Origin of the sequence: Enterococcus sp. DIV1059_2 (assembly GCF_051713685.1) — a bacterium.
Lineage (GTDB): Bacteria > Bacillota > Bacilli > Lactobacillales > Enterococcaceae > Enterococcus_D > Enterococcus_D casseliflavus.
Map to the genome: position 1 here is coordinate 3,255,569 of NZ_JBIOQK010000001.1, position 23,914 is coordinate 3,279,482.

General features: G+C 44.7%; 16 protein-coding genes. 6 read left to right on the forward strand and 10 right to left on the reverse strand.

Annotated elements, in window-relative coordinates; genetic code table 11:
* Window positions 1-202: 202 nt before the first annotated feature.
* From mvk to IGI72_RS15425, 5 genes are all read left to right on the forward strand, one after another.
* On the forward strand, window positions 203-1,135 hold the full coding sequence (gene mvk / locus IGI72_RS15405) for a mevalonate kinase (RefSeq protein WP_015510390.1): 933 nt from the start codon (window positions 203-205) through the stop codon (window positions 1,133-1,135).
* Entirely contained in the window at window positions 1,128-2,126 is a 999-nt protein-coding gene (gene mvaD / locus IGI72_RS15410; protein WP_438754729.1) for a diphosphomevalonate decarboxylase, read from the forward strand. The genes mvk and mvaD overlap by 8 nt, the downstream gene beginning before the upstream one ends.
* Before the next feature lie 36 nt (window positions 2,127-2,162).
* Window positions 2,163-3,245, forward strand: a complete 1,083-nt coding sequence (locus tag IGI72_RS15415; protein ID WP_016609860.1) for a phosphomevalonate kinase — start codon at window positions 2,163-2,165, stop codon at window positions 3,243-3,245.
* Window positions 3,242-4,282 carry a type 2 isopentenyl-diphosphate Delta-isomerase gene (gene fni / locus IGI72_RS15420; protein ID WP_270266809.1) on the forward strand — a complete coding sequence of 347 codons (1,041 nt, stop codon included), beginning with the start codon at window positions 3,242-3,244 and terminating at the stop codon, window positions 4,280-4,282. Before IGI72_RS15415 ends, fni begins: the two co-directional genes overlap by 4 nt.
* A gap of 294 nt (window positions 4,283-4,576) precedes the next feature.
* The gene (locus IGI72_RS15425) at window positions 4,577-6,499 is read left to right on the forward strand and encodes a heavy metal translocating P-type ATPase (protein ID WP_438754730.1); all 1,923 of its coding nucleotides are present in this window, start codon (window positions 4,577-4,579) and stop codon (window positions 6,497-6,499) included.
* A gap of 81 nt (window positions 6,500-6,580) precedes the next feature.
* Here IGI72_RS15425 and celB read toward each other — a convergent pair whose 3' ends face one another.
* The 4 genes from celB to rpsO form a co-directional block, all read right to left on the reverse strand.
* The gene (gene celB, locus IGI72_RS15430; protein WP_005228080.1) at window positions 6,581-7,921 is read right to left on the reverse strand and encodes a PTS cellobiose transporter subunit IIC; all 1,341 of its coding nucleotides are present in this window, start codon (window positions 7,919-7,921) and stop codon (window positions 6,581-6,583) included.
* A gap of 2 nt (window positions 7,922-7,923) precedes the next feature.
* Window positions 7,924-9,324, reverse strand: a complete 1,401-nt coding sequence (locus tag IGI72_RS15435) for a glycoside hydrolase family 1 protein (RefSeq protein WP_438754731.1) — start codon at window positions 9,322-9,324, stop codon at window positions 7,924-7,926.
* A gap of 210 nt (window positions 9,325-9,534) precedes the next feature.
* Window positions 9,535-11,652: a polyribonucleotide nucleotidyltransferase gene (gene pnp / locus IGI72_RS15440; RefSeq protein ID WP_005231801.1), complete on the reverse strand. Its 2,118-nt coding sequence runs from the start codon at window positions 11,650-11,652 to the stop codon at window positions 9,535-9,537.
* Window positions 11,653-12,122: 470 nt separating this feature from the next.
* On the reverse strand, window positions 12,123-12,392 hold the full coding sequence (rpsO, locus tag IGI72_RS15445; RefSeq protein ID WP_005228072.1) for a 30S ribosomal protein S15: 270 nt from the start codon (window positions 12,390-12,392) through the stop codon (window positions 12,123-12,125).
* A gap of 216 nt (window positions 12,393-12,608) precedes the next feature.
* Between rpsO and IGI72_RS15450 the strand changes: the two genes are divergently transcribed.
* A complete protein-coding gene (locus IGI72_RS15450; RefSeq protein ID WP_005228070.1) occupies window positions 12,609-13,469 on the forward strand; it encodes a MurR/RpiR family transcriptional regulator in 861 nt (286 codons plus the stop codon).
* Between the two features lie 72 nt (window positions 13,470-13,541).
* On the opposite strand, the gene IGI72_RS15455 is transcribed toward IGI72_RS15450, so the two are convergent.
* The 6 genes from IGI72_RS15455 to IGI72_RS15480 form a co-directional block, all read right to left on the reverse strand.
* Window positions 13,542-14,927 (reverse strand): glycoside hydrolase family 1 protein, encoded by a 1,386-nt coding sequence (locus tag IGI72_RS15455; RefSeq protein WP_438754732.1) that lies wholly within the window; start codon window positions 14,925-14,927, stop codon window positions 13,542-13,544.
* Entirely contained in the window at window positions 14,924-17,167 is a 2,244-nt protein-coding gene (locus IGI72_RS15460; protein WP_438754733.1) for a glycoside hydrolase family 3 N-terminal domain-containing protein, read from the reverse strand. Before IGI72_RS15460 ends, IGI72_RS15455 begins: the two co-directional genes overlap by 4 nt.
* Before the next feature lie 18 nt (window positions 17,168-17,185).
* On the reverse strand, window positions 17,186-20,233 hold the full coding sequence (locus IGI72_RS15465; protein WP_438754734.1) for an alpha-mannosidase: 3,048 nt from the start codon (window positions 20,231-20,233) through the stop codon (window positions 17,186-17,188).
* 84 nt (window positions 20,234-20,317) lie between these two features.
* The gene (locus tag IGI72_RS15470; RefSeq protein WP_015510400.1) at window positions 20,318-21,970 is read right to left on the reverse strand and encodes an extracellular solute-binding protein; all 1,653 of its coding nucleotides are present in this window, start codon (window positions 21,968-21,970) and stop codon (window positions 20,318-20,320) included.
* A 21-nt stretch (window positions 21,971-21,991) separates the two neighbouring features.
* Window positions 21,992-22,906: a carbohydrate ABC transporter permease gene (locus IGI72_RS15475; protein ID WP_015510401.1), complete on the reverse strand. Its 915-nt coding sequence runs from the start codon at window positions 22,904-22,906 to the stop codon at window positions 21,992-21,994.
* Between the two features lie 15 nt (window positions 22,907-22,921).
* Complete coding sequence (locus IGI72_RS15480; protein WP_438754735.1) at window positions 22,922-23,875, reverse strand: ABC transporter permease; 954 nt, start codon at window positions 23,873-23,875, stop codon at window positions 22,922-22,924.
* Window positions 23,876-23,914: the final 39 nt, after the last annotated feature.

Sequence of the window (23,914 nt, forward strand, 5' to 3'; positions counted from 1 at the left end):
CAAGAAGTTTTTCAATAAAAGTTTAAAGATTTTTGCTTTTTTTTGAAATCTCATACGGAATGCTTAACGAAAGAGCCTTCTTCTAGTAAAATAGGAAAGGATCTTTAATTAAATTGTGTTTTTGTCAGGAGATAGTTACAATTGACTGACAAACGATAAATGAATCATGTGGGGTAAGCTCCCTAGAGAAATGAGGAAAATAATGTCAATTGGTACTGGCATAGCTACAGGAAAAATCATCTTAATGGGTGAACATTCAGTTGTTTACGGTGAACCAGCAATTGCTTTCCCTTTTGCGGGAGCAAAAGTACAAGTCGAGATCACAGCAAATGAAACAAACACCTTGATTTCAAGTTACTATCACGGTCTGCTTGAAGAAGTCCCCAGCCACTTAAAAAATGTCAAAGACTTGCTGCATCGTCTGCAACAAGATTTCCACACGGGTCCTTTTGCAACCTCCATCGTCAGCACCATCCCTTCTGAACGGGGAATGGGTTCTAGCGCGGCGGTCGCTGTTGCACTGACTCGCGCTTTTTTTGATTGGATCAAAAAAGACTTTACAAAAGAAGAATTGATGACCTATGTCAACTTTTCTGAAAAAATCGCTCACGGCAATCCTAGCGGGATCGATGCTGCGGCAGCTAGCGGGACGGATGCCATTTACTTTATCAAAGGACATCCCATCACTTCGTTTCCCCTCACGATCGACGGTTATTTGCTCGTCGCTGATACTGGTATCAAAGGGCAAACGAGAGAAGCTGTCAAAAGTGTCGCCCATCTTTTTGAAACCAGCAAGCAGCTGGCCAGTCAAGCGATCCAGCGTTTAGGGATCGAAACCAAAAGAGCCAAAGAGGCAATTATTGCCAATCAATTAGAAATATTAGGCGAAAGCATGAACAATGCCCATCAGGCGCTGCAGCAGTTAGGGGTCAGCAATCAGCAACTGGATCAGTTGGTTTCCTCAGCATTGGCACACGGGGCTTATGGGGCGAAGCTGACCGGCGGGGGCCGAGGCGGCTGTATGATCGCACTAACCAAAACGAAGGAACAGGCTGAGAACATCAGCCGTATTTTATTGTCCGATGGCGCTCGTGCGGCATGGATACAAGGATTAGGAGTTTATGAACATGTATAAGGGAAAGGCTCGTGCCTACACGAATATCGCATTGATCAAGTATTGGGGAAAACAAGACGAAACCTTCATTTTACCGATGAACAATAGTTTGTCCCTGACCCTCGATGCTTTTTACACAGAAACAACGGTGGCTTTTTCACCCGATTTTACACAGGATCGCTTTACGCTGGATGGCGTGGTGCAAACAGACGCTGCCACCAAAAAAGTTGCGGACTTTTTGGATCTGGTACGAAAAAAAGCGGACTGCCCGTGGTATGCCACGGTGGAAAGTCAAAACTTCGTCCCAACCGCTGCTGGACTTGCCTCTTCTGCCAGCGGATTAGCGGCCTTGGCGGGTGCCTGTAGTGAAGCACTGGACTTAAACTTGTCGGAGCAAGAGCTATCCCGTTTGGCCCGTCGCGGTTCTGGTTCGGCTTGTCGGAGTATCTACGGTGGCTTTGCTGAATGGCATCAAGGCACCGATGAGACTTCTTTTGCCACCCAAGTGCCGTCGAATGGCTGGGAAGAAGAATTGAGTATGATCTTTATTTTGATCAATGCACAAGCCAAAGAAGTCTCCAGTCGTGAGGGGATGCGCCGAACCGTTGAAACCTCGAGCTTTTATCCAGGCTGGCTTTCTGCCACTGCGAGCGATCTCGTGAAAATGAAACAAGCGATTGCCGAAAAAGACTTTACTGCTTTAGGTGAAACGACCGAGGCCAACGCCTTGAAAATGCATGGAACGACCTTAGCCGCCGAACCACCTTTTACTTATTGGTCTTCTGAATCTTTACGAGCTATGGAATGTGTCCGAATGCTGCGAAAAAAAGGATTGGCTTGCTATTTCACGATGGATGCTGGTCCCAATGTCAAAGTTTTATGCCAAAAACAAGAAGAACAAAGGATTTTACGTGAATTAAGTGCTCACTTTGCCTCAGAACAATTAGTAACTGCTCATGCGGGCAAAGGATTAGCCTTTTTACCGGTGGAAGAATCTTCTGCCATCAACTAAGAAGCCATTAAGAAGCCATCGATTAGGAGTGTCGAAATGATTGAACTATCCGTTCCTGGAAAACTATTTATTGCTGGTGAATATGCGGTTGTCGAACCTGGTCATCCTGCAATCATCGTTGCCGTTGACCAATTTATCACGGTCACTGTTGAAGAGGCCCGTAAAAACGGCAGCATCCAGTCTGCCCAATACAGCGACCTGCCGATTCGCTGGACGCGTCGCAAAGGCGAATTAGTCTTAGACCACCGGGATAACCCGTTCCACTATATTTTGGCAGCCATTCGTCTGACGGAAAAATATGCCCAAGAAAAAGGCATTCCCCTTTCCTTTTACGATTTAAAAGTGACCAGTGAACTGGATAACTCGAATGGTCGCAAATACGGCCTCGGTTCCAGCGGTGCCGTGACTGTTGCCACGGTCAAAGCATTGAATCTGTACTATCAAATGGAAATGGATCGGTTGACCCAATTCAAAATTGCGGCTCTTGCCCATCTCGCTGTTCAAGGCAATGGGTCGTGCGGTGATATTGCGGCCTCTTGTTATGGCGGCTGGATCGCTTTTTCAACCTTCGATCACGACTGGGTCTTAGCCAAACAAAAAGACCATACCTTAACAGAATTGATCGCTTTCGATTGGCCAGGATTATCGATCCGTCCCTTGACGGTTCCGAAATCTCTTCGACTGCTGATTGGCTGGACAGGCTCTCCTGCCTCCACCTCTGATTTAGTGGATCAAGTCTATCAATCCAAAGAAGAAAAAGAAAACGCCTATGCGGCCTTTTTAGCAGCCAGCAAAGACTGCGTCAATCGATTGATCGACGGCTTCTTAAATGAAGACAGTCGCACGATCAAAAAAATGATCACGGAAAATCGAAAGCTCCTGCGGGAGTTGTCCGCACTGACTGGTGTGCCGATTGAAACTCCAGCACTTAAAAAGCTTTGTGATCTAGCAGAAAATTATTGTGGTGCAGCCAAATCTTCCGGTGCCGGCGGCGGCGATTGCGGTATCGTGATCGTTGACCAAAAAACCGGTATTTTACCATTGATGAGTGCGTGGGAAAAAGCCGAGATCACCCCCTTGCCGCTGCATGTTTACCATTACCGGGAGGACCTATCATGAATCGAAAAGATGAACATGTTTCCTTAGCAAAAGCGTTCCATAAAGAACACAGCAACGATTTTGATGCAGTTCGCTTGGTTCACCAGTCGTTTCCACAAATTGACGTGGCTGATGTGTCAATTGCGACGACTGTCTTTGACCGCTCATTTTCCAGCCCTTTTTTCATCAATGCCATGACAGGCGGCAGTGAAAAAACCTTAAAAATCAATCAAGAGTTAGCAGAGATCGCACAAGCCTGTGAGTTGATGATGGCAACCGGCTCCGTTTCGGCTGCCTTAAAAGACCCAAGTGTCGCCGATTCTTTCCGTATCGTCCGCAAAGCCAATCCTAACGGCTTCTTACTAGCCAATATTGGTGCGGGCAGTCCCGTTGAAAATGCACAACGGGCAGTGGAGCTCTTTGGTGCCGATGCCTTGCAGATCCATCTGAATGCACCGCAAGAATTAGTGATGCCAGAAGGCGATCGTCAATTCAGCCAATGGCTGTCCTTATTGGAAAAAACGATGGCTTCTGTTGCCGTTCCGGTTGTCGTAAAAGAGGTCGGCTTTGGGATGTCCCGAGAAACGATCCAGCAGTTACTGGCGATCGGCGTACAAACGATTGATGTTGCTGGCAGCGGCGGCACAAGTTTTACGCAAATCGAAAATGCTCGTCGAAAAAAACGTGAATTGGCGTATTTAGACACCTTTGGTCAATCCACCGTGATTTCCTTGCTGGAAGCAAATGAGATCCAACAGCCCTTTACCCGCATCGCTTCAGGCGGAGTTCGGGATGCTTACGATATCTTCAAAGCACTTTGCCTTGGTGCCGATAGCGTAGGACTATCCGCCACGATCCTCGTGCTGCTTTTGTCAAAAGGCAAAGAAGAAACCATCGCCACCTTACAATCATGGAAGGAACAGCTGCAGCTGCTCTACACAATGGCAGGACAGACAAGCACCAAAGACCTTACCAAGGTTCAGCTGATTTTTTCTGGCGCTGTCAAAGAGTGGTGTGAAGCACGTCAGATTCCCTTAGCAACGTATAGTTTGCGTTAAGCGATCCAATCGCTGACTACCACATCGAATAAGCAAAAGCAGTACAATTCGTTTTTTATTGTACTGCTTTTTTTGTGTTCTTTTTTCTATAATAGTAAGTTTCCATTTATCATTTGGATAGTAATGTTATTTAATCGCTACTTGATAATCACTTTCATTATCAGGTACGTTGTTTTTTTACCATCTTGTTTTCGAATGTGCTATGCTCAAGTTGAGGGAGGAACAATCGATTATTTCTTGAGAAAAGGATCGGTTTTTTCATTCCTAGACTACATTCAAAAGGAGGCGTTTCTTATGAGTAAATCAGAATCGTCGGCTGTTTTTTCAACGATCGCTTGTTTGCTATTGATGGCAACTGGCTTTCTTATGGCATCTTTTTCCATTCCTTATAGCTTTGTCCCTTATCTGTTAGCGATTCTTGCTGGTGGTTGGAAACAAACCTGGGAAGGCACGCAAGAATTGGTGCACGACAAACGGTTAAACGTCGATCTATTGATGGCATTAGCCGCCATTGGTGCCTGTATCATTGGTCATTGGTTTGAAGGGGCGATGTTGACCTTTATCTTTTGTTTGAGCGGTGCCCTTGAGGAATATACGACCAACAAAAGTACGCGAGAAATTAGTTCATTAATGGCACTGCAACCAACGACTGCCTTAAAAATGATTGAAAGTGGCGAGCTCGTCGAAGTACCAGTGGAAGCCCTTCAGTTAAAAGATACGATTATGGTGGCAAAAGGCAGTGCGATCCCGATCGACGGTATCGTGATCCAAGGAAACAGCAGCGTTGATGAGGCGGCCATCAGTGGCGAATCCATTCCTGTCGAGAAACGTTTAGGCAGTGAAGTCTTTAGCGGAACCATCAACCTCGGGCAGCCATTGTACATTGAAGTTACCCAAACGAGTGAAAACACTCGCTTTGCAAAAATCATTCAATTGGTGGAAGAAGCACAGCAAATGCCAAGTCAAACGGCGACCCTGATTGAAAAAATCGAACGGATCTATGTGCCGATCGTCTTGATCGCCGTTCCGCTAATGATCGTTTTGTGTACGTTTTTCACGAATTGGGGGTTCCAAGAAAGCTTTTATCGCGGCATGGTTTTACTGGTGGTGGCATCTCCTTGTGCCTTAGTCGCCTCTGCTACTCCTGCGACCTTAGCAGCCATTTCTCACGCTGCTCGTTTGGGCGTTTTATGCAAAGGCGGACAAGCCTTGGATGCCTTTGCCAATGTCAAAGCGATCGCTTTTGACAAAACCGGAACGCTGACTCGTGGCAAACCTGCTGTCACTGATGTCCATCTGTTGCTGGATGAACCCTTTATTCCCCAACTGATCGTCGGGATGGAAAAACAATCAAATCACCCATTGGCTGAAGCGATCTTGGCGTATTTTCATGATGAAAAGCCATTGGAATTAGCCGTGGAAGAACAAGCGGGGGTCGGTCTAGCCGCCACTTACCAAGCTGCCCATTGGACGATTGGAAAAGAAGTCGATCTAACCTCTGTTGCTGCCAGTGAGCAAACTCGCATCCACGAATTGAAAGCAGCTGGAAAAACCTTGATTTATATCAATCGTGACCGTGTGTTAGCAGGGTATTTAGCGCTATTGGATCAGCCCCGTCCTGAAGCTCGCGAGAGTCTTGCCTACTTCAATGAGCAGGGAATTCACACGACGATGCTGACGGGTGATCATTTAGGTACTGCTAAAGTGATCGCAGCAGAAATCGGCTTGTCTGACTACGAAAGTGATTGCCTGCCTGATGAGAAAACCACTCGGATCAAAGAAATGAAAGAAACCTACAAAATCAATGCGATGGTCGGTGATGGGATCAATGATGCCCCCGCCTTAGCGACCGCAAGTGTAGGAATCGCGATGGGCGAAGGAACTGACGTCGCAATGGATGTGGCGGACATCGTCTTGATGAAAAATGATTTGCTGCGCTTGGTCGACAGTCACCGTTTGGCTAAAAAATTACAGCGGATCATCAAACAAAACATCGTCTTTTCTATCAGTGTCATCTTGTTGCTGATTGCTTCAAACTTCCTTGAATTTCTCACGCTGCCTCTAGGGATCGTGGGTCATGAAGGAAGCACGATCTTAGTTATCTTAAACGGGTTGCGTATGCTTTTGCCATTACACAAAGAAACACCCCATCAAGCCAAACCAACTCGCAAAGATTGTGATGATTGCGTCTTGTATCAACAGTCTTTGCATACGTGATCACTACTTGCATTAGAAAAACGCCCGTTGTTGGCACTTCACTAGAAGTCCATCAACGGGCGTTTTGCTGTTTTTTCCTATTTATGCGTGATTGGCAAGTTGTTCCGTGTAGAGTTTGCCATCGTACATCTTAAAGAATGGATAATAGCAGAGAATGGAAACCCCTAAGTTGATCAAAGCGATCAGGATGGCTCGGAAATCACCACCGGTTCCTAAAAACGCCCCAATTCCGACTGGTGAGATCCAGGGAATGCCAGTAATGACTTTATCGACAAAGCCAAATGAGCTAGCAAAGTAAGCAATCGTGACGTTGATCAAAGGGGTTATGATAAAGGGGATGATCAAATACGGATTGTAGACGATCGGTGCCCCGAAGATCACTGGTTCATTGATATTAAAAAGTCCTGGTAAGATCGCTGCTTTTCCTAAGACTTTGAGCTGTTGTGATTTTGCCACAAACAGCATCAATAAAACCAATCCAAGCGTACTGCCTGCGCCGCCCATAAAAATATACATGTTCACGAAATCCCCAGCAAAAATATTATTGGCACCATCGATATTTTCTGTTAGAGCCACCAACAGGATGGGATTGATGAAACTATTTTTAATAACAGCCGTCCCATGAACCCCCACTGCCCATAAGAGATGGATAAGGAGCATAATCACGATGATTCCTAACCAAGAACCCGTCAACTCTTTCACGAATTCAAATGGTTTGGACAGCAATCCGTGAAGATCCGTGTGGAAAACCGCCAGTACCCCGTTGATCGCCACCATCAAAAAGGCGATCAAAATCGCTGGGATCAATGACGCAAATGCTTTGCTGACTCCATCAGGAACTCCTTCAGGCATCTGGATGGTAATCTTTCTTCTTACACAAAAACGATAGACCGACGTAGCAAGCACTGCGGTGATGATCCCAATAAAGATGCCTACCCCGCTAAAGCGTGTGATCCAACCGCCTATGGCGATCCCATTGTAAACAATGGCGGTTTCGCTTTCTGACTGCAGCAATTGAGCTGCCCCATCGGTAATGTCGACTTGAATGATCGTCATTAAAAAGGCAAACAAACTTAATAACGCCCCTACAAAACTGCTCATAGTCAAATGATCTTCTTTATGATAAATCTCAGTTAAATAATACCCTGTTGCTAAACAATAAAAAACAGCAATCGAGCCGACAGACATCGTGGTCACGACACTATAAAGCGGTGAAAATCGTAAAATCGTTTGTTCGAAAAAGCCAGCCAGTGGTGGAATGATCTGCGGTAAATTATTGATGATCAAAAAGATCGATCCGACGATCGTAAAAGGGACCGTAATGATCCCTGCTTGCATGATTGCGCGAATAAAGCGTAAATTCGCCAACTTATTCAAAGGCGGCATCAAACGCGTTTCTAAAAAGGTAAAAACACTTGTCATCGTTACTCCTCCAACGAAGGGATCGCCCCTTCTTCAATCAGCTTTTGATACCAATAAAAGCTGTCTTTTCTCACTCGTTTTTGTTCTTTTTCCTGTGCATCATTGCGATCCACGTAAATGAAGCCATACCGTTTTCGAATCCCCTCATGTACACTGATCAAATCAATGGCAGACCACGGACTGTATCCGATCAGATCCACCCCAGCATTGATCGCGGCTAAGCATTGGCTGATATGCTGCGACAAATAATCGATACGGTACGGATCATGAACCGTGCCATCTGCTTCTAGATGATCTTCTGCCCCTAAGCCGTTTTCGGTAATGATGATCGGCAAGTGGTAACGATCATAAAGAGTCTGCAACGTCGTTTTCAGCCCCAAGGGATCGATGGTCCAATTGAAGGCATTTTTCTTCAAGAACGTATTGGTGAACCCTTTGTAAAAACCACGCTCCATAATGTCTTCACTTTGCTGATCGCTGATACCGTTTTTCATATCCCCAGCTTCCGTTGGCTGCTCCACTGTCACTGTGGTGTAGAAGTTCATCGCGACAAAGTCAGGCAGAGCCCGTTTCATCAACGCCTCATCCTCAGGCCCAAAGTCAATCGTGAGCCCATTTTGGTTCAAATAATCTTGAAAGACCGTGTTGTAACGACCGAAGCAGGCAAAATCAAGGTAAGCCCAGTTCCGGACACTGTTGAAGTACAACGCTGCTTGGTTGTCTTCTGGTCGACTAGTCGCCGCATAGACCAACGAAATATTCGGCACCGGTCCGATTTTGCCATTTGGAACGATTTCATGACACGCTTCGAAGGCATATTTTTCAGCGATCATCAGGTGATGAAATTGCTGGTATTTTTCTGATAATGGAATCTTTTTCCCTAATATTTTTTGATCCACCAGCAGCATGATATTTGGTTCATTGATCGTCAGCCAGTGCGTCACTCGATCCCCATAGGCCGTAAACAGCGTTTTGGTATATGCGGTAAATGCCTCAACGGTGCTGCGTTTTGTCCAGCCGCCTTCGTCTTCCAATGCTTGCGGCAAGTCAAAATGGTTCAACGTCACAAAGGGCTGAATCCCGTGTTTCAGCAATTCATCAATGACATCGCTGTAATGATCCAATCCTTTTTGATTGACGGTACCGCGCCCTTCTGGAAAAATTCGCGACCAAGCGATCGAAAAGCGGAAAATTTTGATCCCCATTTCTGCTAACAAGGCGATATCCTCTTTGTACTGGTGGTAATGGTCGACAGCCACTGTAAAATCAGCGATCTCGTGGTTGTCTCTTGGACGAGTATCTTGGACACTCAGCCCCTTGCCGTCGGTTTGATATGCCCCTTCGGTTTGGTGCGCGGAAATCGATGCTCCCCATAAAAAATCGGTTGGAAATGTCTGTTTCATATCGTACTCCTTATCCTAAATAAGATGCGTTTGGCATCTTAGAATTATTGCTTGCATGGCAAAGACAATATTCTGAATTATCTCTTATTTTTCGCGGTAACGCAAAAAATAACTCCTGTCAAGTAAGACCCTTTTGAAGAGCTGCTACTTAGACACAAAAAAAGCAAAGTCCAGTTTCCTAGACTTTGCTTATGATTTAGAAGTAGCAGCTTATTTTTTTTCTGCTTTGTCTTCGTTCAATAGTGCTTTTCTTGAAAGGTTCACACGACCTTGTTTGTCGATTTCTGTAACCTTCACTAAGATTTCGTCGCCTTCTTTGACAACGTCTTCCACTTTGTTGACCCGTTCGTTCGCAAGTTGTGAAATATGAACTAAGCCGTCTTTGCCTTTGATCAAGTTGACAAACGCACCGAATTTTTCAATACGGACAACTTTCCCAAGGTACACTTCGCCAACTTTTACTTCTTTCGTCAATTCTTCAATGATCTTGATGGCTTTTTGGATCATTTCTGCATCAGCAGAAGCAATCGAAACTTTTCCGTCTTGATCGATATCGATTTTCACGCCAGTTTCATCAATGATGCCATTGATGGTGTCGCCGCCTTTACCGATTACATCTTTGATCTTCGCAGGATCGATTTGGATCATTTCGATCTTCGGTGCGTATTGGCTTAACTCTTCACGAGGAGCAGCCAATGTTGATGTCAATTCATTTAAGATTTCCATCCGTGCTTTTTTCGCTTGATCTAATGCTTCTGTCAAGATTTGTTCAGTGATTCCTTGGATCTTGATATCCATTTGTAACGCAGTGATCCCATCTTTGGTTCCAGCAACTTTAAAGTCCATATCGCCAAGGTGATCTTCTAAGCCTTGGATATCCGTTAAGATCGTGTAGTTTTCACCATCAGATACAAGTCCCATTGCGATACCTGCAACTGGTGCTTTGATTGGCACCCCTGCATCCATCAACGCTAAGGTTCCTGCACAAATACTTGCTTGAGAAGAAGAACCATTTGATTCTAATACTTCTGCAACTAGACGGATTGTGTAAGGGAAGTCTGTTTCATCAGGAATCACTTGTGCTAAAGCACGTTCGCCTAATGCACCATGACCGATTTCACGACGTCCTGGTGAGCCAGCACGACCAGTCGAACCAACAGAAAATTGAGGGAAGTTGTAATGGTGGATGAATCGTTTTGATTCTTCAACCCCTAATCCATCAATGATTTGGTGTTCACCTAAAGGTGCTAACGTACAAGCAGACAAGGCTTGGGTTTGTCCCCGAGTAAATAGACCAGAACCATGAACACGTGGCAATAAGCCAACTTCTGATGCCAATGGACGGATTTCGTCTAATTGACGGCCATCCGGACGAATCTTGTCGATGGTGATCAATTCGCGAACCACATCTTTTTCAAGATCTTCTGCGATTTGTTTCACTTCTTTCAAGAATTGTGCTTCCTCTTCATGTCCAGCAAATTTTTCTGCATATACTTCTTTCACTGTGTCTTTGACTTTATCGATCTCGTCTTCACGAGCCAATTTTTCTTCCGTCATAACAGCAGTTTTCATTGTTTGGTAGTAGCCGTCGAAAATTTCTTTTTTCAAGTCAGCATCTACTTGTAACAATTTGACTTCCATTTTTGGTTTGCCCACAGCTGCGACAACTTCTTCTTGGAAGGCAACCAATTCTTTGATAGCATCAAAACCAAATAATAACGCACCTAACATGTCTTCTTCAGAAACTTCTTTCGCTCCTGATTCAACCATGTTGATGGCTTTTTTCGTTCCAGCTACTGTCAATTCGATATCGGTTTGTTCTGCTTGTTCTACTGTTGGATTCAAGACATATTCGCCATTGACCCGACCGACATCGACACCAGCGATCGGTCCGTCAAACGGGATATCTGAAATAGATAACGCTAAAGAAGAACCTAACATTGCTGCCATTGCAGGCGTACAATCTTGTTCAACGCTCATTACGATGTTTGTAACTTGTACTTCATTACGGAAGCCTTCCGCAAACATTGGACGGATCGGACGGTCGATCAAGCGGGCAGTCAATGTTGCTTCCGTACTTGGACGTCCTTCACGTTTGATAAAGCCACCAGGTACTTTCCCTACGGCATACATTTTTTCTTCGTAATTGATCGTTAATGGGAAAAAGTCGGTATCTTTTGCTTCCTTAGATGCAACCGCTGCACTTAGGACAACCGTGTCGCCATAACGAACCAATACAGCTCCGTTTGCTTGCTTGGCTAATTGGCCAACTTCTACTTCTAATGGGCGGCCGCCCCAAGTTGTTTTGAATACTTGTTTTTCTGTCATGTTCTGCTCCTTTTCATCGGATCCCAGCAAGTCACTACTAAACAAATGAAAAAATCGGAATGTCGTTCCGCTGCTTTCATTTGGTTAGTAGGATGCTGCTTACAAGGACCCAAAATTCTTTTTGGCTGCGCTTTTTGATTCACCAGTCAAAAGGCCGCTATTTCGGTGTTTCACTTTTTAGATGGCTCGAGCTTACCTGTCAGACTGCATCAGCTGTTTTAGCCGACAATGCAGTCGCAGTGATTCCGCTGCTTGGTCACTACGCTCGCTGCTCTCGCCTAGTAGTTTTCATCATCTGCTCTGTGCGGCTTGCGCCGCCCAGTCGCAGTGATTCCGCTGCTTGGTCACTACGCTCGCTGCTCTCGCCTAGTACTATTCATCATCTGCTCTGTGCGGCTTGCGCCGCCCAGTCGCAGTGATTCATAGCAAAAAAGTGAGATTCGGGTTGAACCTCACTTTTCTTTGTTTGATTAACGACGTAATCCTAAAGCTTGGATTAATTCGCGGTAACGTTGTACGTCTTTTTGACGTAGGTAAGCTAATAAGTTACGACGATGTCCAACTTTTTTCATCAACCCACGGTATGAATGGTGGTCTTTTTTGTGCATACGTGCATGTTCGTTCAAATGGTTGATTTCTTCTGTTAAAACAGCGATTTGAACTTCTGGAGAACCAGTATCTCCTTCATGACGTGCAAATTTGTTGATGATTTCGTTTTTGCGTTCTTTTGAAATTGCCATGTTTTTCACCTCTTTTTCTTTTTCCCCTGCGACTGAGTAAAACGTTGGTGATTCGTTAAACCAAGTAACAGGTACTGTGCTTTTCACACGTAATTACTTTACTTGATTCTAAGTAAAAAAGCAAGTTTATCTACCTATTCTTTTCGTTTCTTTTGAAAGCTCCTCCAAAACTTATGTTATACTTAGGATACTACTCTATCTAAAGGAAGTGTAAGGATGAGCGTTCTTTCCCGAATCGAGAGCATGAAAAATGAATTATCGCTTTCTGAGAAGAAACTCTTCGCATTCATGGAGGCCAATCCTGAAAAAGTGCCGTCGATGACTGCGAGTCAATTAGCAGAAGCCACTGGGATCAGTGCACCAACCGTTGTACGTTTTGCGAAAAAAACCGGCTTTGCTAGTTTGACAGATTTAAAAATACAATTATCTGCCGAATCCGGCTTGCGCCACAATGCCAATGAGCATTTAGGCTATGCCGATGTTGAATTAAACGAGCCCTTTCATGCCATCACCTCAAAATTGAGCCACAATGCCCAGGTGACCATGAATGAGACGGCCCAATTATTAGAAGAACAGCTGATGTTGGCTGCCGCTGAACTGATCGCGACTCGTGAACGCATTTTTGTCTGCGGAATCGGTGCTTCCTCATTGATCGCACAAGATATCCAGCAAAAATGGACTCGTTTAGGCAAGATCGTCGTGTTTGAAAATGACTACAATCTCTTGTTGCCGCAACTTGTCAAAAACGAGAAAAAAAGTCTGGTCTGGGTCATTTCCAACAGTGGACACACGCCTGAGATGGTTCACTTAGCCGAAATCGCTAAAAATCTTGGCGTTCCGATCCTGTCACTCACCCGCTTTGGCAGCAACCCGTTGACGAAGTTGGCGGATGTTCCCCTGCAAGTGTCCCGTTCCAAAGAAGCCAACCAGCGGAGTGCCGCTACCAATTCAATCATCGCCCACCTATTAGCGGTCGATGTCCTTTTCTATGTCTTTTTAAGTAAAAATGAAAAGCTGGCACGCAATATCTACGCGTCACGCCAAGCCATCGCTGATTTTCGTGAGAAGTATTTGTAAAATGTTCATACCCAAAAGAAATCCGCAGGAATATGTTCCTGCGGTATTTTTGCTTCTAATCGGACACTTTGATCAATCAATGGCATTTCTAGCAGCTACTTCTGCCAACCAAAAACTGGACGCTTTAGGATAACGCTCGAAGTTATTCTTCAAATCTACTCGATAAAAACCATAGCGGTTTTTATAAGCGTTCAACCAGCTCCAGCAATCCATAAAGGTCCACATATGGTAGCCGAAACAAGGTGACCCATCTTTGATCGCGCGATGCAGCTGACACAAATGGTCTTCAACAAAGGTAATCCGATACGTATCATTGACTTGCCCCGTGGCATCCATGAACCGTTCTTCCTCTGACACCCCCATGCCATTTTCGGAAATAAACCATGGCATGTTTTGATAGTCATTCTTCAGACGCATCGCAATATCGTAGATCCCTTCTGGATAGATTTCCCAGCCACGATGAGGATTGATTTTTTTCTCTGGCCAATCGTACCCACGAAACAACTGACGCGGCTCAAAGGGATTGGATGCTCCATTCTGCGGAAGGGGCGCTTGGATCCGCAACGGTTGATAATAATTGCAACCGATAAAATCTACGGTATTTTCACGAAAAATTTCCGCATCTGCTGCCTCATATTCAGGGGTCAATTGATGCTCCTTGAACAAGCTCGTTAGTTTTTCAGGAAATTGTCCATAAACGACACAGTCCAAAAAACTGCGAATATACAAGAGGTCCGCCCATTCAGCGGCTTCTCGATCAGCCGCTTCTTGGCTTTTTGGATAAACAGGTGACAAATTCAAGATGATACAGATTTCTCCATCAGGAAGTGCGAGTTTACGAAACTCAGCAACCGCCTTCGCATGAGCTAGCAAAGTATGATAACCCACTTGGATCGCCCGCTTGAAATCACGCACTTGCGGCCAATGAGCATCTCCGTAATACCCACATTCAATATGCACCAATGGTTCATTAAAGGTCGCCCATTTTTTCACTAAATCGCCGAATTGTTCAAAAGCAGTTTTTGCATAAAATGCAAAATGGTCAACGGATTCCCTGGCTTCCCAGCCTCCTTTCTCCATCAGCCACCAAGGCATGTCAAAATGAAACAAATTAATGATCGGTTCGATGCCTTGATCCAGCATTTCCTGAAAATATGCCCGATAAAACTTTACTGCCGTCTGATTCAATGTTTTTCCGTCTGGTAATAAGCGGGTCCATGCAATCGATGTCCGATAGGAATTTAAGTTCATGGCCTTCATGTTTGCCACGTCTTCACGGTATTGATAGTAGGTATTTGAAGTGTCGCTTGGTCCGACACCATCGTAAAAGCGTGACGGCTCTAACTCAAACCATTTGTCCCATGTAGAGGGACTTTTGCCGTCAACAGCCGCAGCCCCCTCGGTTTGCGGTGCTGACGCGGCCGCTCCCCATAAAAAGTTTTTTGGAAAGTGAATCATTCTTTTGCTCCTTTCTGAGTTACCTGCCACGTACGGTCAGGGTTGGATCGTTGAAATAAAAATCGATACTGCTGACCTGCTGTTTCGACTTCCAGACAAAACGATGCAGTATCTTTCAAAGAAATTGCCAGCTGCTGCAATGATGCTTCATCGATCACGAGTTGAAAAGCTACTTGCCCTTGATTAGGCACCCATACTTTTTGAAAGCCACACAGGACTTTTTTCCTCGGCACATATGCTTTCGTGTACTCTTTTAGATAACATTGAATGACTTCTTTGCCAGAAACTGCAGAATGATTTTCGAGTGTGCCGCTAATGATAATGCCTTCACCTGCATATTCAGCCGAAACCGCGCTGCAAGTAAAAGAGGCATAACTAAGACCATAACCAAAAGAATATACTGGTGTGCCGTTTTGATCGAGGTAGTCTTTTTGAAACGCTGTGTTGCGATAATTATAACAGACTGGCAGCTGTCCAACCGTATCAGGAATAGAAACTGCTAATTTCCCACTAGGAACCGTTTCGCCAAAAAGAATCCGAGCAATCGCTTCCCCTCCATATTGGCCGGGATAGCCAGCGTAAAGCAGTCCATCGAATACTTCTTTCAAAGGGGCTAAGCAATGCGGTCGACCAGAAATCACGATCCCAATCAGCGGCTTTTTCCTCTTCTTCAACGCAAACAGTAAATCCAACTGGCATTGCGGCAAATCGAGGGTAGCTAAGTCAATGTTTTCTCCGCTGGTCATTTCCTGAGATCCCCTTAAGGCGGCGCCGTTCTTGTCAAAATCCGTTGTGAAATCACGGGCACTGGAGCCACCAATCGTCACTAAGATGACATCAGCGTCTTCTGCGATCTGACAAGCCCGCCGTCGTTGCGCCGTTGTTCCATTGGCGATTTCGCAGCCTTTTTCGTAGGCGAAATCCACTTGATGCGTATTTAATTTGGTCAACCCTTCCCAAAGAGTCATACACATTGCTTCCTCCTTAAATGGGGTATAATCCCCCAGCTGATGATACAGCTGTTTAACGTGAGGACCAATGACAGCAATTTTTTGTCGCGTTTTCTTCAAAGGCAAAATGCCATTGTTTTCTAGTAAGACGACGGATTCTTCTGCTAATTTTAAGGAAGCTTGTCGGGCCTTTTCTTGGTCTGGCAATGAAACGTGGGGCGTTGCTTCTTTAAACAAGCCAAGTTTTTCTTTCAAAAGAAGCACACGCCGGACCGCCTCGTCGATAACCGTTTCCGCAATCAATCCGTCAAGGACAGCTTCTTCCAATACAGGGAAAACTTCGTCCCATAAACTAACATCTACACCGCTGGTCAAGGATTTGGCGGCTGCTTGCGAGCGACTTCCCAGCCAGTCAGCAATCCGATCCAACCCACACCCATCAGCCATAACGATTCCCGCAAAGCCACTTTCTTCTCTTAAAACCTCTTGCAGCAAATACGTATTGGCATGGCAAGGAACGCCATTTAGATCATTGTATGCAGCCATACACCCCAAAGCCCCAGCAGCAATCCCCGCTTTCATTGGTGGCAGATGAATTTCACGGAATTCCCGATCACCGATCGCCACTGGTCCTGCATTGTGCCCCCCCATTCCTGCACCTTGGGCAGCAAAATGCTTCAACACCGCTAAAACGTTCTGTTTTTCTATCGTTGTTTTTGATCCTTGCAATCCTCTGACGGCCGCTTTGGTAAAGCTGCTGGTTAAAAATGGATCTTCACTGAAACATTCTTCAGTTCGTCCCCAACGCGGATCTCTAGCAATGTCCAATGCGGAAACTAAGCCGACATGGGCCCCTTTTGCTCGAATCTCTTGAGCAGTGATAGTTTGGGCCGCTTGATACAGGTCGGGATTCCAACTAGAACCGACACTAAAATTGACCGGAAATGTCGTGGCTTCCAAACCTTGGTGCCCGTGGGGACACTCTTCACTGAGAAAGGCTGGAATCCCCAACCGAGTGTGCTCCTGCAAATAAGTTTGAATCATAAGGGATAGCTCATAGGACTCCGCGGTCGTCAGGCCAGTTTGCTGATTTCTACCTGACCAAGGATCAGCCCGAAACACGCCGTAGATCCAGCCAAGACTGCCAAAACGAGCTACTTCTTTTTTAAAGGTTTCAGTCAACATAATTTTTCCGTTAGTTTTTTCATAGACTTCCCAACCATACAGACGCTGATTCAGCTGGCCGATTTTTTCTTTCAACGTCATTTGCCGTAAAAGTGTCTCAATCATATGCTTCTCCATTTCTATTTAGTCTTCTAAATAAAGCATGATGGTCTGGATTTCAAATGGCTGGAAATGGATTGTGATGCTTTGGGCATCCAGCGGCTCGATCGGCAGTTCAGCGACGGTTTCTTCCAAAAGATTCGTTAAAACCGCTTTTTTGATTCTTTTTTGGCAACGCAATTGACAGGCGGTGGTTTGATTATGATATTCATACAACCGCACGATCAGTGCCTCTTCATCTTCGGCTTTTTTCACCGTATCCAGCAAGACATTCTTTTGATCGACTGCTAGAAAAGCTTCTGCTGATAGTTGTGGCACACCTGGAACGGTTAGAATGGGAACATTCAATGCCAAAGCTTCTTCCATCGTTTGCGCGTCTTGCCAAGTTCCTTCGTGGGCGTACAAGGAGTAGGTAAACTCATGAAAGCCTTGATCCGCTTCTGGATACGGATCGATCGGCGATTTGATCAAAGAAAGCCCGATCTTTTGATAATCCGTATTGAACCCATATTTCGAATCTGTCAAAATACTAACCCCATAATTTCCTTCTGAGAGATCAACCCATTTTTGACCACAGCTCTCAAAACGCGCTTGGTCCCATGTCGTGTTTTGATGCACAGGTCGTTTTACCTGCCCAAACTGAATATCAAATGTCGCTTCCAATGTGTTGACATCAATCGGCAGCAATGCCTTCAGCAGCAATTGATGTTGCTGCCAATCAACCGCTGTTTCAAAATCGATTCTTCCGGTGCCATGATAAAAATGTAGCCACTGGGTAATAAAAGAATCTTCAAACTGACGTTTGATTTTCAAGGTATCACGAATCTCACCTTGCTCAACGACCTCAGCTGAGAGAACTTGCTTCACAGGATAAGGCTTCTTCTGGTAATAAATATCAATATCCCACGCATCATAATCCATCGGCAGATCTTCATAAGCCACTAACTGATTCAACCGCTCGCCTTTTGGTACGATCTCTCGTTGATGCCGTTTGTCAATTAAAGAGATGATGTCAAAGTGTTCGTCAAAAATCACTTTAAAATCCGCCGTTTCAAACGATTCCTCCAGCCGCATTGCCACTTGCTTTGATTGAGGCACAGCTGAGACAGGGGTCAATGTTTTGCAGCTCAAGCCAGCCATGGCAGGAATTTTGACTAAGAGCCGGTCATCATGGGTCCGCTGAGTCGAGTAAGCTTCTTTGACCCCTGTCTGATCGTCTAAATAGACCAGACCCGTCCGCTCTTGCCCTAGCGGATTAAAGACATGGCAAGTAGTAGCTTTGGGTGCTTGTGTTTCTGGAAGCAAAGCGTGGATCAGTTCGCAGCATTTATCAAAGAGCTGCCGATACTCTTGATCCGTCTGATCATAGACTTCTTTGATCGAGCTTCCCGGCAGAATATCGTGGAATTGATTAAACAGCAGCTGTTTCCAAAGTTGTTCTAATTCAGCTTGTGGATAGCGATTCATCCCACAGATACTATAAAGTTTTTCGATCGTCTGTAAGAAGAATTCTCCTTGACGATTGGCCTTTTTGTTTTTTCCGATGGAAGTCAGGGTCCCACGATGGTATTCAAAGTACAATTCGCCGTACCAGACCGGTCCTGGTTTTTCAGCAAAAGAATTTGCCAGTCGATCAAAAAAGCCCCTCACATGATTGCCAGTGATCGTCGGCATATCTGGCAATGTCTTTTGCAGCCGTTTTTGAACTTCCAACATCTCTTTCGTCGGGCCTCCGCCACCGTCACCATACCCATAGGCAATCAAAATTTCGTCGTGCTGATCTTTTTGCTGATAACGTTCAAAACTCCCCTTAATCGTATAAGGATCTAGCAATCCATTATACGTCGTATAATAATCTCTTGGACTGTATCCTTCACTGATGGTTGTAATAAAATGCGTCAAAACGCGACTTCCATCAATTCCTTGCCAATAGAAGGAATCATATGGAATTTGATTAAATTGGTTCCATGACAGCTTCGTCGTCATAAAGTATGGCGTGTTTGTTTTGCGTAAAATTTGCGGCAAGGCGGCTGAATAACCGAAGACATCCGGTAGCCATAAGATGCGGCTATCGACTTGAAATTCCTCTTTCATAAACCGTTTGCCATAAAGGATCTGACGAACCAGTGATTCTCCTGAAGTCAAATTGCAATCGGCTTCCACCCACATCGCCCCGTCAACTTCCCATCTTCCTTCTCGAACTTTTTCTTTGATTGCAGCGTAAAGTTCAGGATAATGGGTTTTCATGGAGAGATACAGTTGTGGTTGGCTTTGAAAAAACGTGTAATCTGAATACTCCTCCATCAATTTCAAGACCGTCTGGAAACTGCGCTCGCCTTTTTCAATTGCTTGCTGCGCCGTCCAAAGCCACGCCAGATCGATGTGGGTATGGCCGACAGCCGTCACCTTTTGTTTTGGTGTATGCGCTGGTAGGTAACACGATGAAAGCAGCTGCTTTGCTTTTGTGAGACTTTCATAGAATGCCGTTGAGTAGGGGGTACGAAAATCCAAGACATTGGCGACTTGACCAAGGACTTGTTGATAAAATGCTTCGTCACCGCCAAACGCACGAATGGCACGCCAACTATCAAACAGCGTATAAAAATCATACCAGATATCATTAACTGCAGGATCCAACGCCAATAAATTGACCTGCAGCGGGAATGGTTTGTCGGATCGGCCTGAGAACAGATCGATCTTCAGATTGACTTCTTTTTGTAGAAATTGTTTTGTCAATGTAATTTCTCGATGATTGACATCGATGGCTTGGACATAGGTATCGTCCAAATAGATTTTTATTTGGGGATTGGTGGTATTGTCCCACTCTGAAAGGCTTGAGTACACTTGCAGGACACAAAGATTTTCCAACCAGTCAGCGGGAACTTGAAGGCTACCTTGCAATTGGTAATAGGCATTTTTTTCTCCAAAATAAGTCCCTTGCTCATACGGTACCCAAGTCTCTCGTTTTAAATAAAGTGGGGCTACCGGTTGCTGATGGCGTACGCGGTATTGTTTTAATTTGTATAAAATTTTTCGAATGCGTTCAAACTCATAAGGCTGCATAACTCTCATTTTTCTTTGGACTCCTCTAGCAGATTTTTGAAAAAAACGGGTTGAGATTGATCGTCTCGGCCCGTTTTCCACTTATCACTTTATTTAGTTTGCTTTCCAACGGTCATAAGCCGCTTGGTAGACTTCGACGTATTCGTCAATGCCCATTGCTTCGATCGTTTTCACATAGTCGTCCCAATTATCTAACGGTTCGACACCTGTGATAAACTTGGCTTCCATTTGTTCTACATAAGTTGTCAAATCAGTGGCAGTTGCTGCTACCTTATCGTTTTCTTCAATCGTTAAATACAGTAGCGGAAATGGTACTTCAGCGATGTCTTCCATCTTCTCAGCTGTTTCTTTGGCAACCCAATCGTTGAAACGAGTATCCGGTTCTTCATTCGCCGTTTTACGGATATGGTATTCGCCGGTTGTATCGATAACAAGGTTTGGCGTTGTCAATCCGTATGCTGGTGTGATCTTGCCACGTTCGTCTTCGGTATTGTTAGTATCGATACCGTCTGCATAGACACGAACTTTTTCACCGTCCGCATTTTCTTGGTACTCCCATAAAAACCCTTCTGGTCCTTGTTCGATATATTTTGAGCCTTCTTCTGAATAGAAGTAATCCACCCAGCGCATAGAAGCTTCTGGAGAAGGATTGACATTGGTCAAAGCAAAGGTCCCTCGTGAAATTCTTGGACTACCGGGAATCTTAGCTTCTGGAGCCCATTCAGAAGTCACTGGTTGGAACATTGGATCATTCATAGCCTCTTCCTCACTGCGACCAGTAGTAAAGAAGCTGAAATAGTCGGCAAAAAGCCCAAGTTGATTGTTTTCACCCTTCGCTTTTTTCTGTTCATCTGACTGTCCATAAACTTCTTTATCCAGCAAGCCTTCATCGTACAATGTATTCATATATTCCAAGAATGCTTTGTAGTTTTCTGAAGTCGGTGTGTAGGAGACCACATCATCATCCACTTGGATGCCGCGGGTCCGTAAGCCAAAGGCAGCCATCAACCAAACTCTTGTCGAGTTCATATCAACATCCGTCAATGGGATCTCGTCTGCTTGACCATTGCCGTTAGGGTCTTCGTTTTTAAAACGTGTCAGAAGCTCTTGCAATTCGTCTGTGGTTTTTGGCAGTTCAGATACACCTAAATTATCGAGCCACGTGCCGTTGTACCACATCGGACCTTGCCACCAAATCGATGTCGCATTCCGTGAGATCATCGGCAGAGAGTAGATGTGCCCATCCGGCGTTGTGATCGACTTCAAGATTGAGGGATCTTCTTGCGTCAGTGCATACAGGTTTGGCATGATTTCCGGCGTGATATACTCCTCTAAGGGAAGCAAGATCCCTTGTGAACCGTAATCGATCTCCATCGAAGCAGTCAATGCTTGCGAACCAGCACCGTAAACGATATCCGGTAAATCTCCAGAAGCAAAGGCTAAGTTCAGTTTCGTACTAAAGTCAGCGGATGGCGGTGTCGTATAGGTCAGTTTGATGCCAGTTTTTTCCTGATAATCCTGTAATGTCGGCATGTCTTCCCATTCCGCCAACCCTACACCAGGTGCCATGATATTCAGTGTCAGTTCTTCCCCTTCTTTGATGATCGGAAACTGACTGTCATGATTGATGGCCACTTCTTTCTTTTCCCCAGTACCTTCATCTGAAGAATTACCGCACGCACCTAAGACGAGCATACTGCACAAAGCAACACCTGCTATTCCTAAAAGTTTCTTTTTTACTCTCATTTTCTTCCTCCTTTAAGTTTTTTATCCTTTAATTGAACCAACCATCATGCCCTTGACAAAATACTTTTGTAAGAACGGATAGACGATAATTACCGGTAATGAAGAAACGATCATGACGCCGTACTTGATGACTTGAGCAAGTTGTTGTTTGCTATATAGCATATTCGCCATTTCTGAAGTCACATTATTGACGGTATTTGATGACATATCTTGAAGAATCAATATTTCTCTTAAAATCATTTGTAACGGATACATTGATCGATCAGAAAGATAGATCAATGCGCTAAAAAAGCTGTTCCAATGTCCGACGCCATAGAACAAAGCCATTACCGCAATGATCGGCGTTGATAGTGGTAAAACGATCTGCATGAATAGCCGAAAATCAGAACAACCATCCACAATTGCTGCTTCTTCCATCTCCCGTGGAATCGTGGATTGAAAAAATGTTCGCGTGACAACAACATTGTAAACCGAGACGGCTCCTGGAATCACTAGTGCCCAGACAGTATTCAGCATGCCTAAGCTGCGAATCAACAAGTAGCTGGGAATCAAGCCACCGGACAAGAACATGGTGACCAGCATAAAATTAGTGAAGGCGCGTCGCCCATAAAAATCCTCTCGTGATAAGGCGTAGGCGCAAGGTAAGGTCACTAAGAGATTGATCGATGTCCCTAAAACCGTATAATAAATCGTGTTCAAATAGCCACGCCAGATACTGCTATTGCCTAGTAGTGTTCGATAGCCTTCAAAGGTGATCCCTTTTGGCAAAAGCCACATTTCACCAGAGTTTACCAGATGCGGATTTGAGATTGAAGCACTGATGATATAAATCAGTGGATACAAAACGATCAGCAAAGAAATTGCTAAAAACACATAAACAAAGATCAAAAAGATTTTATCAGCACGGGTATCTTTTATTAAAGACGTTGTTTTCACTTTTGGTCCTCCCTTCTACAATAAACTAGAGTTGCTTAAACGTTTGGCGATATGATTGACTACGATCAACAAGACTGAATTGATCAATGAGTTAAATAAGCCGACTGCCGCAGCAAAACTGTACTGCGCATCTAACAGCCCTTGCTGGTAAACAAAGGTCGCAATCACATTCGAGGATTGCATATTCAAAGGATTCTGCATCAAGATGATTTTTTCAAACCCAACTGACATCAAGCTGCCGAAGCTCATGATCAATAAGATCACCATCGTGGGCATGATCGTTGGAATATTGATATACCAAACGCGTTGCAGACGAGAAGCGCCATCGATCGTTGCCGCTTCGTGCAGTTGCGTATCAACTCCAGATAGGGCTGCCAGATAAATCACAGACCCCCATCCCGTTCCTTGCCAAACGCCCGACAGTACATAAATCGTTTTAAACCAGCGGGGATTGGTCATAAAGCTGATCCGCTCGAAACCCAAAAATTCTAATAGGTGATTGATGATCCCTGTTGAGGGAGATAAAAAAGCAATGACCATACCAACCATGACCACCACAGCAATAAAGTTTGGAGCATACGTGACTGTTTGGGTAATTTTTTTAAACGGGCCGTCTTTGATCTCATTCAAAGCCAATGCCAGGATGATCGGCAGCGGAAAACCGACAACCAATGAATAGATACTGATTCCTAAAGTATTTTTGATGAGTTCCCAAAAATAATAGGAATCGAAGAAACGTTGAAAATGTTTAAACCCAACCCAAGGACTGCCCATAATCCCTAATGAAGGCATATAATCCTTGAATGCAATAATGATTCCATACATCGGTCCATACGAGAAAATCAAAATAATCAAAAACGCTGGCAACACAAACAAGTACAATTGCCGATTTTTCTTGATCTTCATTTTTATATTTTGTTTCTTTGTTTTAGGTACTGAAACGGTTTGTCTGATTGGCGCTGTTTCCATTCTTCCTCCTCCTTGCTTGGTGTTAGCCTTATCATGAAT

What these genes read in the sequence shown, in the direction of transcription:
- mvk (WP_015510390.1), top strand. Translation starts at nt 203, where the DNA reads ATGTCAATTGGTACTGGCATAGCTACAGGAAAAATCATCTTAATGGGT.
- mvaD (WP_438754729.1), top strand. Translation starts at nt 1,128, where the DNA reads ATGTATAAGGGAAAGGCTCGTGCCTACACGAATATCGCATTGATCAAG.
- IGI72_RS15415 (WP_016609860.1), top strand. Translation starts at nt 2,163, where the DNA reads ATGATTGAACTATCCGTTCCTGGAAAACTATTTATTGCTGGTGAATAT.
- fni (WP_270266809.1), top strand. Translation starts at nt 3,242, where the DNA reads ATGAATCGAAAAGATGAACATGTTTCCTTAGCAAAAGCGTTCCATAAA.
- IGI72_RS15425 (WP_438754730.1), top strand. Translation starts at nt 4,577, where the DNA reads ATGAGTAAATCAGAATCGTCGGCTGTTTTTTCAACGATCGCTTGTTTG.
- celB (WP_005228080.1), bottom strand. Translation starts at nt 7,921, where the DNA reads ATGACAAGTGTTTTTACCTTTTTAGAAACGCGTTTGATGCCGCCTTTG.
- IGI72_RS15435 (WP_438754731.1), bottom strand. Translation starts at nt 9,324, where the DNA reads ATGAAACAGACATTTCCAACCGATTTTTTATGGGGAGCATCGATTTCC.
- pnp (WP_005231801.1), bottom strand. Translation starts at nt 11,652, where the DNA reads ATGACAGAAAAACAAGTATTCAAAACAACTTGGGGCGGCCGCCCATTA.
- rpsO (WP_005228072.1), bottom strand. Translation starts at nt 12,392, where the DNA reads ATGGCAATTTCAAAAGAACGCAAAAACGAAATCATCAACAAATTTGCA.
- IGI72_RS15450 (WP_005228070.1), top strand. Translation starts at nt 12,609, where the DNA reads ATGAGCGTTCTTTCCCGAATCGAGAGCATGAAAAATGAATTATCGCTT.
- IGI72_RS15455 (WP_438754732.1), bottom strand. Translation starts at nt 14,927, where the DNA reads ATGATTCACTTTCCAAAAAACTTTTTATGGGGAGCGGCCGCGTCAGCA.
- IGI72_RS15460 (WP_438754733.1), bottom strand. Translation starts at nt 17,167, where the DNA reads ATGATTGAGACACTTTTACGGCAAATGACGTTGAAAGAAAAAATCGGC.
- IGI72_RS15465 (WP_438754734.1), bottom strand. Translation starts at nt 20,233, where the DNA reads ATGAGAGTTATGCAGCCTTATGAGTTTGAACGCATTCGAAAAATTTTA.
- IGI72_RS15470 (WP_015510400.1), bottom strand. Translation starts at nt 21,970, where the DNA reads ATGAGAGTAAAAAAGAAACTTTTAGGAATAGCAGGTGTTGCTTTGTGC.
- IGI72_RS15480 (WP_438754735.1), bottom strand. Translation starts at nt 23,875, where the DNA reads ATGGAAACAGCGCCAATCAGACAAACCGTTTCAGTACCTAAAACAAAG.